Source organism: Bradyrhizobium sp. UFLA01-814 (assembly GCF_046718885.1).
Lineage (GTDB): Bacteria > Pseudomonadota > Alphaproteobacteria > Rhizobiales > Xanthobacteraceae > Bradyrhizobium > Bradyrhizobium elkanii.
This window is the reverse complement of record NZ_JAQOSR010000005.1, coordinates 15,424-27,270: the sequence shown is the minus strand read 5'-3', so window position 1 is coordinate 27,270 and position 11,847 is coordinate 15,424. Positions and strand designations below refer to the sequence as shown.

The window sequence follows — 11,847 nt, the reverse complement described above, 5'->3', positions numbered from 1 at the left end:
AGGCGCGCCTGGAGCCGGATGCCCAGCCGTCAGATACCCTTGTGACGCAGCACCGCGCCGACCGTGCGCAGCAGGATGCGCAGGTCGAGCACGAAGCTCCAGCTCTTGATGTAGATGAGGTCGTGCGCCACGCGCAGCTGCATGTCCTCGATCGCCGGCGTCGCGCCGCGCAGCCCCTGCACCTGCGCGAGACCGGTGATGCCGGGCTTGACGTGCTGGCGCTGCGCATAGCTCGCGATCAGCTTCGAATATTTGTCGTCATGCGCCAGCGCGTGCGGCCGCGGCCCGACCAGCGACATGTCGCCGCGCAACACGTTCACCAGCTGCGGCAGCTCGTCGATGCTGCGGCGGCGCAGCGTCGCGCCGATCCCGGTCAGTCGCGGATCGTTCGGGCGGGCCTGCGTGATGACATCGCCATCCTCGAGCACGTGCATCGAGCGGAATTTGAGGATGGTGAATTGCTCGCCGTCGAAGCCGTTGCGGCGCTGTCGGAACAGAACCGGCCCCCTGGAGTCGAGCTTGATCGCAATCGCCGTTCCGATCAGCAGCGGCGCGAACAGCACCAGGAGGCCGCTGGATGCCACGATGTCGAACAGCCGCTTGCCGGCGCGCTCGAGCGAGGTAAGCGGCGAGCGCTGCATTTCCAGCGTCGGGATCGGGCCGGTCGCCACCATCCGCAGCGCCAGGAATCGCTCCGCGGTCCGGTCCGGCAGCAGCCGCACCGGCAGCGGCGATGCCCGCAGCTGATCGCACACGAACTGGATGCGCGGCTCTTGCTGCCAGGGCATGGCCAGGATGATCTCGTCGGCGCCGCACTCGCGGGCTGCGCGAATGGCTGACGCGACGGCAGCCCGGTCGCCGGCGTCGTCGGACGATCCGGAGAGCTGGACCTGTCGCACCTCGCTAACGCCGAAATCGCTCAGCAGGCTCGCTTGCCGCACCCGGGACAATTCGTCCGCCATCCCGACCACGACCGCGCGGCGCGTGGCCAGCATGCCGCGGTCGATCGCGCGTTGCAGCGGCGCCTGCAGCAGCATCCGTCCGGTAACCAGCCCGAGGCCGCCGATCAGGCCAAATGACATCACCGACCCGCGCGAGACGCCGGAACCCACCTTCAAAAGGAAGATGATCAAGGTCATCAGCAGAACGACCAGCAGCCATCCGCCGAGCAGACTGCTCCAGCGCCGGTCGAGACCGGCCAGCACCTGCGCATTGTAGAGGCCCTGCGACTTCGCCACGAACATGTGAAGGATGGCGGCGAGGACCCCGATCCCTAGAAAACCCTCGAAGCTGTTGCTATAAACCGTGTGGTAGTAAAAGAGGTGATAGGCCGCGCCGCCAACGATGCTGGACAGCACGACGATTATCATCTCGAAGGCGACGGCAAACACCTCGAGAGAGGCGAAAGCGAACGAGAAGGCGCCGAAGTTAACCGGTACTTTCGCCAATCGAGCGTCCGAAAGGTCGGTCATCGGGAATTAACATTCGTGTTAACAATTCATATGTGTATTATCAGGCGGGTCGTGAGCTCGCAAGACCTGCTGCGGATATCGGATAGAGAGCGCGCATGAGTTCATCGGCTGGCGAAACCGAGGCCGCGCTGGTGGCCCTCCTCCATCTCATCCGCCTGATGGGTGCCGAACTCGTCGCAGGCCAGCACCGCGACGACGTCGAGGTGCTGGTCAAGGCGATCGAGATAAAGCTGCGCGCGGCCCGCTTCCCGGCCGACATGCCGAATCAGGACATCGTCAGAGGCCTGGACCTTGCACAGGCCAGACTGCGTCCGATCTTCGAAGAGCTGCGCGCAAGGTCGGAGAAGGCACATCTGAGCGACCAGCTGCTGCTGGCTCCCAGGCCTCCACGCATCCACTAACGGATAGGTTACGTCAGCTTTGGGCTTCACCACGGCGGGGCAAGCCGCTCCCGCCGCTTGACCTGAGCGCAAGCTTCTCCTCGATCTTCATTTTCTCGAGCAGCAAGTCGGTCACGATCCGGCGCAGCCGTTCATTTTCCAGCCGTAATTCATCAATACGGTTATGGACAGGGGGGATCCCATCTCGATCATCGGTGCGAGCGGCGAATTCGGTAACAGTACCATTCGCCTGGTGGCCACGTGCGGCCTCCTGCTTGCGCCAGCGATGAAATGTCATCACGCTAACGCCCAGCACCTTGCACGCTTGGGCCTGGGACTGCCCTCGCGCCATGAGTTCCTCGGCCTGTTTGACCTTGGAACTGATCTCCTCAGTAGAATGACGCCTCATTGGTCATCTCATTGCCCCCTAGATTAGCAATCATCGCATGGCCTATAAGCTATGTAAATGCAACAGGAAATTCAAATTGAGGGTTTCCCGGGGGCCTTTCGGGAGCCTCGAACTTGCCAGTCGGCAGCAACACATAGTGCGAAGAAACGCCGAAGCTGCAAGGTATTTACCGGAATATACGGGGAATATTCCTTCGCTGAAAGGGCCCGATAAAAAAAGTTATACGACTTTCTGCGTATGAGAGTTTGATCGAGATAACTGGCGCACTGTTTGCATTCTCAAATGAGAATATTCAATCGGTCTCTCGACAGATTGTGAGTGCGCCATGCCCCGCCGCGATAATCGCCTCATCGGTCAAGCGCAACTTTCACAAACTTCTAACAAATTAATCCCGCGACTTTCGCGTCCGGCCGCTTGCGGGTGTACACGCCCAGCAGTAGTTACTAGGGCGTTAGGTGTCATGAGGGTTTCAACATATTTGAGGATTATTTTCACGAGATCTAACGCTCATAACTCGATCCACGAATTATCAATTAAGCGCTTTCCCACCCAAGGCCATCAGGCGGAACCACGTCCGCCCGATAATCCACGAACCATTCTGCGCTGACGCTTGTCAGAGCCAGTCTCTGATCAACATTTTTTTGCGAGGATCGACACCATGGCGCGTCTCAAGGTCTTCGAGGGGAACCAACCCGCGTCCAGCGAGGCGGCCGACATCCTGGAACGCCTCGTCGCAGAGAATTGCGAGCTCCGGCATACCGCGGTCGAACTGGTCTTGCAGAATTGGATCCTGCGCGAGCGTCTGTCCGATGTCGGGGAGCACAAGACCGTGCCACAGGGGCACTGACCGCCCCAACCCTCACGACCGCGATTGTCCGCAGCAACGTCCGCCAGCTCGCCTGAACGAGCATCGGGCCGGTGCATTCTTCAATTTAGAATTGAATTGTCCGCAGCTGCAGGCGCGCCAGCATGCTCGCCGGATTGGCGAGGATGTGGCCGCATATTTTGCCGGTGAGAAATAGGCTGACGAACTTCAGCTGTGAACCCGGCGCAGCGCGACGCGCGGGGTATTCTGCTCACGAGACATTCCGAACGAACGCGACGAGCCGGGACGTTCTTGGATTTCACGTAACTCAGCGATATCAAGCATCAGCGCAACGACTTCGTTGCGCAGCGATTGATTGGTCGCGAGCAACGCCTCTTCGATCGGCTGATGCAAATGTTGAACTTTGTGCTGCTTCATGGCGCGCCCTCGCTCTGCGGTTAAGGGTATGAGCGATGTGATTGAAGTTTCGATGACAGGGTTATTCCGCGCACATGGAAGGCGGTTAATGGGGCAGGTTTGCGACCAACACGGCTCCGAGTTAAATTTTCTCAATCAGGTTCCACAACCTGATCGCGAAGCGCTCGATCGGCGGCCTTTGATGTGTCGTACCGATGAGTTGGCAGCGGCAGCGATAAGGCGCGCGGCTGGACAACGCGGCTCAATGTGGGTCAGAAGCTCTACCAAGCGCATGATATTGCTTGGTGATCATTGATGGCTGCCGTGTCGTGCAATGCTGAACGCGCATTGTTCGGCTATCACAATGTCGCCGTGTTACCGCGATCGCACGTCAAGGACGCGTTCAGGTGCACACAAGATATTCCACCAAGCTGCTCCCTAGACGCAAAATCTGCTGCTGCCATGTCCATCAAGGATCGCAGAGTGTTTCGACCGGTTGCGAATATTGAAGCGGCTGACGGTGTCCTGAAGCGCTCGAGCAACCTTGCGAAATGAATTCAACGCTGGACATCGGATCAAGCGCGATTTCGCCTCCGCCGGCCCCAACCGCGCTAACGCTATTCTAATTAAAATGAGCGGGACCGAAGCGTCCGGCTTGAACAGAGGGAGCGAACGCCTTTCGCGCGCTTGGCGCTCCATTCGCACGCGCTTGCACAGTCGCCACAAACAGCAGCGACAGCGAAGATTCGCCATAAGCATCCCTAATTCGCCACGTGCGTCGCGATCGCGCGCTATTTCGATTTAGCAGGCGTATCGTCGTCCATCTTGCCACCATTGGCGACGCACTTGTTGAAATAGTCGCGCTGGGCTTTCGCACCGCCCCTCGCGCTACCGGAAGCGGGATTGCCGGGCTGCAGCGGCGGAAATGCCTTCGCCACCAAAGCATCGCAGGCGCGCGCCACCTGCACGTCGATCGCATGCGCCGGAACCGTCGCGCTGGTGATCATGATCACGGCTGAAGCGATCGCAAAACCCGAGATAACTCGCATTGCCACACTCCGTTCCAAACTGAATCAGGTTTTTTCTCGAGCCCGGACTCGCAAGGAGCGCACTAAAGCATGATCCGGAAAAGTGCGAAGCGGTTTTCCGTCGCAACAAACGCGGATCGCGTTTGCGCGAAGATCAAGCTCTGACCACGAGCTGAAACGCGACGACGATTCTCGCGGCCGACGACGATTCTCGCGGCCCTAGGTCCGATCGACCTCGTGATAGGCCCGATACCAGGCGACAAACCTCGCAATGCCATCCTCGATCCGCGTCTGCGGGCGGAAGCCGATTTCACGCTCCAGATCGGAGACGTCGGCCGACGTCTCCAGTACATCTCCCGGTTGCATCGGCAGCAACTGCTTTTCGGCCTGCCGCCCGAAGCCCTGCTCGAGCAGCGCCACCACATGCATCAGTTCTTCCGGCCTGCTGTTGCCGATATTGTAGACCCGCCACGGCGCCCGGCTCGAGCCCGGATCGGGATGCGCTCCCGACCAGTTCACGTCGCCCTCGGGCGCACGGCCGATCAACCGCACCATCGCCTCGACCACGTCGTCGACATAGGTGAAGTCCCGCCGCATGTTGCCGTTGTTGAACAGCTGGATCGGCTTGCCCTTGGTGATCGCGTCGGCGAACGCATAGAGCGCCATGTCCGGCCGATACCACGTCCCATACACGGTGAAAAACCGCAGCCCGGTCGCCGGTACGCGATAGAGATGGCTGTAGGAATGGGCGATCAGCTCGTTGGCCTTCTTGGTCGCGGCGTACAGGCTGACCGGATGGTCGACATTGTCGTGGACCGAGAACGGCAACTTGGTGTTGGCGCCATAGACCGACGATGAGGACGCAAACAACAGGTGCTTGCACGCGGTGTGCCGGCAGCCCTCGAGGACGTTGAGGAAGCCCTCCAGATTGGAATCCGCATAGGCGTGCGGGTTCTGCAGCGAATAGCGCACGCCGGCCTGCGCGGCGAGATGCACCACGACCTCGAAGCGATAACGCTCGAACAGCGCCTTCATGCCGGCGCGGTCGGCGAGGTCGAGCTCCACGAAGGTGAAGCCACGGTGCTGCTTGAGCAGATCGAGGCGCGCGCGCTTGAGCGCCGGGTCGTAATAGTCGTTCAGATTGTCGAGGCCGATGACCGGCTGCCCTGCCCGCAGCAGATGCTCCGCCAGATGGAAGCCGATGAAGCCGGCGCAGCCCGTGACGAGTAGATTGCCTGCGATCACCACGTTTTGCCTGTGCCTTTCGCCTTGCGCCGGACCTTCGGGAAACGCCGTTACACGCGGCAGCCGCAGCTGCCCGCGCGTTGCGCCCCGCTAGGCGTCAGTTGCCGGCGGCCGGAGGCTTGTAGTCCGGAAAGCGGCTGAGGACCGCGGCCTTCATGAACTTGAAGTGCGCAATCTCGGTCGCCAATTCCTTCAGCCGGCGCTGGCCGTTGGAGATCTCGGCGTCAAACAGGTCTTGATGATAGTTGTCAAGCGCCTCGCGTTCCAGATATTCGTCGGTGCCGTTGCCGAGGGTCACCGCAGCGCGGGCCAGAACATCATCGACACGGCGGCCAAGACCGGATTGCTCGCTTTCGGCCGCCTGCAACGCGGTCTCGATCGCGGCCACGATCGATCCGATCCGGGCGCGATCGGTCTCGGCATCGCGCTCGGCCGAGCGTGCCTTGAAACCTTCCTCGCCGCGCCGCGACCTGATCAGGTCATGCGCGCGAGACCGCAAAAACAGCTGAAACATCTGTCAGTATCCGGTTCGGGCCCATTCAGGCAGCACAGGTCAAAATCGCCCGGTCTTAGTTAAAAAAGGGTGAATTGCCCTCATGCCCGGCCCTCAGGTCGGCTTTCCACTTGATCCAGGCCTTGTCGTGCTTGTCATAGAGTTCGAGCCACCGTCCCTCACCCGCTGACGGCACCAGGCCCGTGCCCTTATCGTCCCCGTCCGCCAGTCCCGGCAGCGAGGAGTCGAGGTCCTCGAACTCCGACGTCTCCTCGAGCGTCAGCCCGACCAGCACGCGCTTGCCACTGACATCGACGACATACCGCCTTGGCGAATGCCCCCTGAGATCACTCATGACGTGAAAGTTCCCTTGCGATCCGCGGGGCTGGCGACGAGATCAGGCGCACGCTGGCACGCAACCAACCCGCCTGCCGCAACGGACGCGGACATGATGACCGATTGCATGTTGCCAGCCAACCCCAACTCACCGCACACAGTCGCGCTACCTCGATCGAACTACTCCGCTAGAACGCGCGACGCATGTGGCCGAACGCACTGACCGGCTGTTCCCGCCTCGACGATTTCGCGGCTGATGGCGCCACATACGGTGCATAGATCCGATATTGCGCGCGGCGCTTGTGCGACCGCCACGAACGCGCGGCGAAACCGGAGAAGAAGCCTGCGACGAACACCGCCGCGAGAATCAGAGCAGGAGAAACCATCACAATCGTCCACGTTCGCCCCGATGTTATTAACATTCGAAGTTGTGACGACATCATGATTGGACGCGCCGAAAGATTGTTCAGCCGCTGGAATTTTTGTGCAATCGAACGGCGCAACAATGATCAGGTGTCAACAATGGTTGTTCTCGCGAGACAACATCTCAGGAGAACCACCAGAGCATGAATTTCAGGAACATCGAGCTGAGAAGATAAATCCACCCCGCCATCGCCAGCACCGTCAATCCGACGAAGACACCTGAAACGCTTTTCTCCTTGAGGCGGGCCAGCAACGAGTTTTTTTCTTCTTGCGAATAGAACATCTCAGGCTCAGGACGTATCTGATTCAAATCAGCTAGCAGTCAATTTCGATGATCTCGTGACGCGTCGCCGCAGCCATTCGCCTCGCGCATCTCAGATCACCGCTGCAAAACGCCGCCAAGCCGCAGGCCATCGCTCAAGGAAATTCCATTCGACACGATCTGGAATTCGACGTCGGCGTTCGCGGCAGCCCGCACGCCGGAATTTCCACTTGCATTCTGGTCCGATCGACGTCGCGTCCGTACGTCAAGACGATGTGCGGCTTGACCATGGCCCGCATGCGGGATAGCCGCGCGCCGGAAGCCGGCGCGATCGACCGAACGCATTCTTCACGAGAGCAATCTGCCCGCTTCGCCCCGCCTCTCAGTCTAACAATCAAGACCTCGCACGCGGCCAACCAATGATCATCGCCTCACACGCGGAAAAAGGCGAACCAGACAATGCCGAGGATCAGGACAGCCAGCCCTGTCGAGGCCGTGAGCAGCGCGAGAACCGAAGGTCCAGGCTCGGCCTGGCGCGCCTCGGTCGGGGTTTCGACGATTTGACCGTGTCGTTCCGTTGCCATGGCAACCTCTTTGCTTAAGTGCCTGTAATTCCGGCGTTTGCCGCTCCCCTTCAGCCAACGCGTGATCGGGAGCGATGTTCCGAGCGCTTGACGGCTGCCCAACGGCAGTCCCACCCGCCGCGTCAAACCGGCGCAGCGCGAGGCCACGGTTAACGCCGTTGCGAGATTCACCGGGCCGTGTTGTTTCAAACTGGGGTGCCCGGTGTTATCCTTGACCGTTCCGTCGGTTGCGTAATCGGAGTTTCCCCGGAGTTTCCCCCATGGCCCCTCGCGCCAATTGGAAGGGCTTTTTGCGCCTTTCGCTCGTGACTTGCCCGGTTGCCCTGTACCCGGCGACATCGGATACCGAAAAGGTCTCCTTCAACCAGATCAACCGCAAGACCGGCCACCGCATCAAATACGCCAAGGTCGACGCGGAGACCGGCGAGGAAGTCTCTACCGAAGACATCATGAAGGGCTACAAGGTCGACACCGACACCTATATCGAGGTCACCAAGGAAGAGCTCGACGACATCGCGCTGGATTCGACCCGCACCATCGAGATCGACGAATTCGTGCCGCGCAGCGAGATCGACAGCCGCTACCTGATCCGCCCCTACTACCTCGTTCCCGACGGCAAGGTCGGCCACGACGCCTTTGCGGTGATCCGCGAGACCATCCGCAGCCTGAACAAGGTCGCGATCGGCCGCGTGGTGCTGACCAATCGCGAGCACATCATCGCGCTCGAGCCGCTCGACAACGGGCTGATGGGCACGCTGTTGCGCTACCCGTATGAAGTGCGCAACGAGAAGGAGTATTTCGACGACATCCAGGATGTGAAGATCACCAAGGACATGCTCGATCTCGCCAAGCACATCGTCGAGCAGAAGTCCGCCGACTTCGATCCGGAGGAGTTCGAGGACCGCTACGAGCAGGCGCTGATCGACCTGATCAACCAGAAGCGCAACGGCATCAAGGTTGCCAAGCCCGCGGCGAAGACCAGCGGCAACGTCATCAACCTGATGGACGCGCTGAAGAAGAGCCTCGCCAACGAGAAGCAGGCCGCGCCCGCCAAGGCCGAGGCAAAGGCCGCGAAGGGCAAGAAGCCGAAGAAGCGCATCGAGGGCCAGCGCGAAATGCTGCTGCCGATCTCGGGCAGCGGCAAGCGCGAGCCCAAGGAGGCCGCCAAGCCCGAGCCGAAGAAGGCCGAGAAGACAACGCGCGCCCAGGGCACCGCGGCGCGGAAGAAGGCAGGCTAGCGCAGCGACCGCAAGTTGAGCCGGGTCCACAGCGCCTGAGATGTCCTGGTCGAGATGCCCTGGTCGACGCCGTTTGACGAACCGATCGCGCTGCATCGCGGCGGCACGCTGGTGACGCTGCAGCACGCTGCCGACTACATCATGAAGCTATCGGAAGACACCCAGCAGGAGACGCGCTGGCAGATCGCGGTCGAGCATCTGATCAATGCGGCGGAACAAGGTGCCGGCTGGTTGATGTTCGCGCGCATCGCGATGCTGCGCGCGTTAAATGGGGACGACTGAATCCGGAAAATGCCGGGCTGCCGGCAGCGCTTACTTGAATGCCGAACTGACGGCATTGAATTGGCCGCTCACACTGGTGCCGATGCCCCTGACGCCGGCGACGATCACGATGCTGATGCCGCCGGCGATGATGGCGTATTCAATGGCCGTCGCCCCGACCTCATCACGCAGAAACCTTGCCATCAACGCGCGCATGAAAAGCTCCTGTCCGACGCTCGCGGCTTTTTCTCCCGCGCCGTAGTAATATGCCGGCCAAACTAGGCCACATTGGTTGACGGCCCATTGAGGGAAAGGATGAACGGTCGCTTAAAAGTTGCAGCGAATTTCCCTGCTAGTTCTGCCTGCATCGGGTTGCCGCCGGGCGAGGCACTTGGCCGCGACCGAAGCGTTTTCCAGCGAAGTGGACACCGGCTCGCGCAAAGAAAGCGCGTCAAAACAAGAATCTAGAGCTCCGTTCTGATCCTGTCTGAGCGGAAACAGCTCCGCTCGTAAACGCATATCAGGACTACCTGATCCGGCCCCGGCCGCGCTTTACCGCTGCCGCGGAATCCTGTTCCTTTATCGGACAGGCGACAACGAGGCCGGAACGAACCGGCCGCATGCAAAGGGAGTGACCGTCATGAAGCTCGGCACCGCGATCGCGGAAATCATGAAGCGCGAGGGCATCGAGATCCTCACGGGCTACCCGGTCAACCATCTGATCGAATACGCCGCCAATGCCGACATCCGCCCGGTGATGGTGCGCCAGGAGCGCATCGGCGTGCACATGGCCGACGCGATCTCCCGCGTCACCTCGGGCGAGAAGATCGGCGCCTTCTGCATGCAGCACGGTCCCGGCGCCGAGAACGCGATGGGCGGCGTCGCGCAGTGCTACGGCGAATCCGTGCCCGTCCTGGTGCTGCCGATGGGCTATGCGCGTCGGCTGGCGAATATCGACCCGAACTTCAATTCCAGCCAGGCGATGAAGGCGTTCTCGAAATCGTCAGAGCCGATCAACATCGCCGCGGAGGTCTGTAACATTTTCCGCCGCGCCTTTACCAAACTGAAGAACGGCCGCGGCGGGCCGGTCATTGTCGAAATCCCCGCCGACATGTGGAACGAGGAGGTGCCGGAGCCCTTGAACTACACGCCGGTGCTGCGCACCCGCTACGGCGCCGACCCCGTCCATGTGAAGGAGGCAGCGGCGCTACTCGTGAATGCAAAACGTCCGGTGATCTATGCCGGCCAGGGCGTGCACTATGCAAAGGCCTGGCCGCAGCTGAAGCGCCTCGCCGAACGGCTCGCGATACCGGTTACCACCAGCCTCGGCGGCAAGTCGTCCTTCCCCGAGACGCATCCGCTCTCGCTCGGTTCCGGCGGCCTCGCCGTGCCGCGCGCGGTGCCGAAATTTCTTTCCGAAGCCGACGTGATCTTCGGCATCGGCTGCTCTTTCACCGAGACGTCGTTCGGCATCGCGATGCCGAAGGGCAAGACCATCATCCATTCGACGCTCGATCCGAACCACATCAACAAGGATGTCGAGGCCAAGGTCGGCCTGGTCGGCGACGCCGGCCTGGTGCTCGACGCGCTGCTGGAGGAGATCGGCAAGACCGTGACCACGGACCGCAACGCCAGCGCGGTCGCCGAGGAGATCGCCGCTTCCCATAAGGAGTGGCTCGCCAAGTGGATGCCGAAGCTGACGCACAACGACGCGCCGCTCAATCCCTACCGCGTGCTGTGGGACCTGCAGCACACCGTCGACATCCACAACACCATCATCACCCACGACGCCGGCAGCCCGCGCGACCAGCTCTCGCCGTTCTGGAAGTCGGTCGAGCCGCTGTCCTATATCGGCTGGGGCAAGACCACGCAGCTCGGCTACGGCCTCGGCCTTGCGATGGGCGCCAAACTGGCAAAGCCGGACAAGCTCTGCATCAATGTCTGGGGCGACGCCGCGATCGGCTTTACGGGGATGGACTTCGAGACCGCGGTGCGCGAGCGGATTCCGATCATGTCGATCCTGCTCAACAATTTCTCAATGGCGATCGAATTGAAGGTGATGCCGATCTCGACCGAGAAATACCGCTCGACCGACATCTCCGGCGACTACGCCGCGATGGCCCGCGCCTTCGGCGGCTACGGCGAACGGGTGACCAAGCCCGAGGACATCATCCCCGCGATCAAGCGCGGCATCCAGAAGACCAAGGAAGGCGTGCCGGTGCTGCTGGAATTCATCACCAGCAAGGAGACCGAGGTGTCGCGGCCGGGGACGTGACGGCACCTCACACGCCGATCTCCGTCATGGCCGGGCTTGTCCCGGCCATCCACGTCTGCTTCCTGCCCAAGCAAGGAAGACGTGGATGCCCGGCACAAGGCCGGGCATGACGAACGCGCGGAAAGCGCGAGTTCATTGGGCCAGACTCCGACGCGCGGCGACACGGCCCTGCCTCCCCACTTGATTTGACATCGCCAGCGCAGGCAAGCTCCCTCCGGT

Annotated in this window: 16 protein-coding genes; 5 read left to right on the top strand and 11 right to left on the bottom strand. The window is 61.3% G+C overall.

Translation table 11 applies throughout. From position 1 onward, the window contains the following. Positions 1 to 29 precede the first annotated feature (29 nt). Positions 30 to 1,472 carry an undecaprenyl-phosphate glucose phosphotransferase gene (locus tag PMN64_RS02655; RefSeq protein ID WP_304499416.1) on the bottom strand — a complete coding sequence of 481 codons (1,443 nt, stop codon included), beginning with the start codon at positions 1,470 to 1,472 and terminating at the stop codon, positions 30 to 32. A 95-nt stretch (positions 1,473 to 1,567) separates the two neighbouring features. Here PMN64_RS02655 and PMN64_RS02650 point away from each other — a divergent pair, with 95 nt between their 5' ends. Continuing rightward, positions 1,568 to 1,873 (top strand): hypothetical protein, encoded by a 306-nt coding sequence (locus PMN64_RS02650; protein ID WP_304499415.1) that lies wholly within the window; start codon positions 1,568 to 1,570, stop codon positions 1,871 to 1,873. A gap of 13 nt (positions 1,874 to 1,886) precedes the next feature. Here PMN64_RS02650 and PMN64_RS02645 read toward each other — a convergent pair whose 3' ends face one another. Continuing rightward, positions 1,887 to 2,261 (bottom strand): helix-turn-helix domain-containing protein, encoded by a 375-nt coding sequence (locus tag PMN64_RS02645; protein WP_212055227.1) that lies wholly within the window; start codon positions 2,259 to 2,261, stop codon positions 1,887 to 1,889. 658 nt (positions 2,262 to 2,919) lie between these two features. On the opposite strand from PMN64_RS02645, the gene PMN64_RS02640 reads away from it, so the two are divergent. Then, positions 2,920 to 3,108: a hypothetical protein gene (locus PMN64_RS02640; protein WP_411779616.1), complete on the top strand. Its 189-nt coding sequence runs from the start codon at positions 2,920 to 2,922 to the stop codon at positions 3,106 to 3,108. Between the two features lie 186 nt (positions 3,109 to 3,294). On the opposite strand, the gene PMN64_RS02635 is transcribed toward PMN64_RS02640, so the two are convergent. The 8 genes from PMN64_RS02635 to PMN64_RS02600 all read right to left on the bottom strand — a co-directional run bounded on the left by PMN64_RS02635 (position 3,295) and on the right by PMN64_RS02600 (position 7,854). Further along, complete coding sequence (locus PMN64_RS02635) at positions 3,295 to 3,504, bottom strand: hypothetical protein (protein WP_016841790.1); 210 nt, start codon at positions 3,502 to 3,504, stop codon at positions 3,295 to 3,297. 770 nt (positions 3,505 to 4,274) lie between these two features. Continuing rightward, positions 4,275 to 4,490, bottom strand: coding sequence for a hypothetical protein (locus tag PMN64_RS02630; RefSeq protein ID WP_411779665.1), 216 nt, complete (start codon positions 4,488 to 4,490; stop codon positions 4,275 to 4,277). Positions 4,491 to 4,730: 240 nt separating this feature from the next. After that, complete coding sequence (locus PMN64_RS02625; RefSeq protein WP_411779615.1) at positions 4,731 to 5,759, bottom strand: NAD-dependent epimerase; 1,029 nt, start codon at positions 5,757 to 5,759, stop codon at positions 4,731 to 4,733. A 94-nt stretch (positions 5,760 to 5,853) separates the two neighbouring features. After that, a complete protein-coding gene (locus PMN64_RS02620; protein ID WP_028345325.1) occupies positions 5,854 to 6,270 on the bottom strand; it encodes a hypothetical protein in 417 nt (138 codons plus the stop codon). A 55-nt stretch (positions 6,271 to 6,325) separates the two neighbouring features. Then, entirely contained in the window at positions 6,326 to 6,604 is a 279-nt protein-coding gene (locus tag PMN64_RS02615) for a hypothetical protein (RefSeq protein WP_028345326.1), read from the bottom strand. 169 nt (positions 6,605 to 6,773) lie between these two features. After that, the gene (locus PMN64_RS02610; RefSeq protein ID WP_028331616.1) at positions 6,774 to 6,971 is read right to left on the bottom strand and encodes a hypothetical protein; all 198 of its coding nucleotides are present in this window, start codon (positions 6,969 to 6,971) and stop codon (positions 6,774 to 6,776) included. Between the two features lie 161 nt (positions 6,972 to 7,132). Beyond that, a complete protein-coding gene (locus PMN64_RS02605; RefSeq protein WP_016841796.1) occupies positions 7,133 to 7,291 on the bottom strand; it encodes a hypothetical protein in 159 nt (52 codons plus the stop codon). Between the two features lie 410 nt (positions 7,292 to 7,701). Further along, positions 7,702 to 7,854, bottom strand: coding sequence for a hypothetical protein (locus tag PMN64_RS02600; protein WP_016841798.1), 153 nt, complete (start codon positions 7,852 to 7,854; stop codon positions 7,702 to 7,704). Positions 7,855 to 8,114: 260 nt separating this feature from the next. On the opposite strand from PMN64_RS02600, the gene PMN64_RS02595 reads away from it, so the two are divergent. Together PMN64_RS02595 and PMN64_RS02590 are read left to right on the top strand one after the other, a co-directional pair. Further along, positions 8,115 to 9,092, top strand: coding sequence for a Ku protein (locus PMN64_RS02595; RefSeq protein WP_411779614.1), 978 nt, complete (start codon positions 8,115 to 8,117; stop codon positions 9,090 to 9,092). Between the two features lie 54 nt (positions 9,093 to 9,146). Beyond that, positions 9,147 to 9,374 (top strand): hypothetical protein, encoded by a 228-nt coding sequence (locus tag PMN64_RS02590; protein WP_016841800.1) that lies wholly within the window; start codon positions 9,147 to 9,149, stop codon positions 9,372 to 9,374. Between the two features lie 30 nt (positions 9,375 to 9,404). On the opposite strand, the gene PMN64_RS02585 is transcribed toward PMN64_RS02590, so the two are convergent. Beyond that, positions 9,405 to 9,569 carry a Flp family type IVb pilin gene (locus tag PMN64_RS02585; RefSeq protein ID WP_016841801.1) on the bottom strand — a complete coding sequence of 55 codons (165 nt, stop codon included), beginning with the start codon at positions 9,567 to 9,569 and terminating at the stop codon, positions 9,405 to 9,407. A 424-nt stretch (positions 9,570 to 9,993) separates the two neighbouring features. Between PMN64_RS02585 and PMN64_RS02580 the strand changes: the two genes are divergently transcribed. Next, a complete protein-coding gene (locus tag PMN64_RS02580) occupies positions 9,994 to 11,628 on the top strand; it encodes a thiamine pyrophosphate-requiring protein (RefSeq protein ID WP_411779613.1) in 1,635 nt (544 codons plus the stop codon). Positions 11,629 to 11,847: the final 219 nt, after the last annotated feature.

Excerpts from the sequence above, each read along its gene's own strand:
- PMN64_RS02655 (WP_304499416.1), bottom strand. The coding sequence starts at position 1,472 with ATGACCGACCTTTCGGACGCTCGATTGGCGAAAGTACCGGTTAACTTC.
- PMN64_RS02650 (WP_304499415.1), top strand. The coding sequence starts at position 1,568 with ATGAGTTCATCGGCTGGCGAAACCGAGGCCGCGCTGGTGGCCCTCCTC.
- PMN64_RS02645 (WP_212055227.1), bottom strand. The coding sequence starts at position 2,261 with ATGAGGCGTCATTCTACTGAGGAGATCAGTTCCAAGGTCAAACAGGCC.
- PMN64_RS02640 (WP_411779616.1), top strand. The coding sequence starts at position 2,920 with ATGGCGCGTCTCAAGGTCTTCGAGGGGAACCAACCCGCGTCCAGCGAG.
- PMN64_RS02635 (WP_016841790.1), bottom strand. The coding sequence starts at position 3,504 with ATGAAGCAGCACAAAGTTCAACATTTGCATCAGCCGATCGAAGAGGCG.
- PMN64_RS02630 (WP_411779665.1), bottom strand. The coding sequence starts at position 4,490 with ATGATCACCAGCGCGACGGTTCCGGCGCATGCGATCGACGTGCAGGTG.
- PMN64_RS02620 (WP_028345325.1), bottom strand. The coding sequence starts at position 6,270 with ATGTTTCAGCTGTTTTTGCGGTCTCGCGCGCATGACCTGATCAGGTCG.
- PMN64_RS02615 (WP_028345326.1), bottom strand. The coding sequence starts at position 6,604 with ATGAGTGATCTCAGGGGGCATTCGCCAAGGCGGTATGTCGTCGATGTC.
- PMN64_RS02610 (WP_028331616.1), bottom strand. The coding sequence starts at position 6,971 with ATGGTTTCTCCTGCTCTGATTCTCGCGGCGGTGTTCGTCGCAGGCTTC.
- PMN64_RS02605 (WP_016841796.1), bottom strand. The coding sequence starts at position 7,291 with ATGTTCTATTCGCAAGAAGAAAAAAACTCGTTGCTGGCCCGCCTCAAG.
- PMN64_RS02600 (WP_016841798.1), bottom strand. The coding sequence starts at position 7,854 with ATGGCAACGGAACGACACGGTCAAATCGTCGAAACCCCGACCGAGGCG.
- PMN64_RS02595 (WP_411779614.1), top strand. The coding sequence starts at position 8,115 with ATGGCCCCTCGCGCCAATTGGAAGGGCTTTTTGCGCCTTTCGCTCGTG.
- PMN64_RS02590 (WP_016841800.1), top strand. The coding sequence starts at position 9,147 with ATGCCCTGGTCGACGCCGTTTGACGAACCGATCGCGCTGCATCGCGGC.
- PMN64_RS02585 (WP_016841801.1), bottom strand. The coding sequence starts at position 9,569 with ATGCGCGCGTTGATGGCAAGGTTTCTGCGTGATGAGGTCGGGGCGACG.
- PMN64_RS02580 (WP_411779613.1), top strand. The coding sequence starts at position 9,994 with ATGAAGCTCGGCACCGCGATCGCGGAAATCATGAAGCGCGAGGGCATC.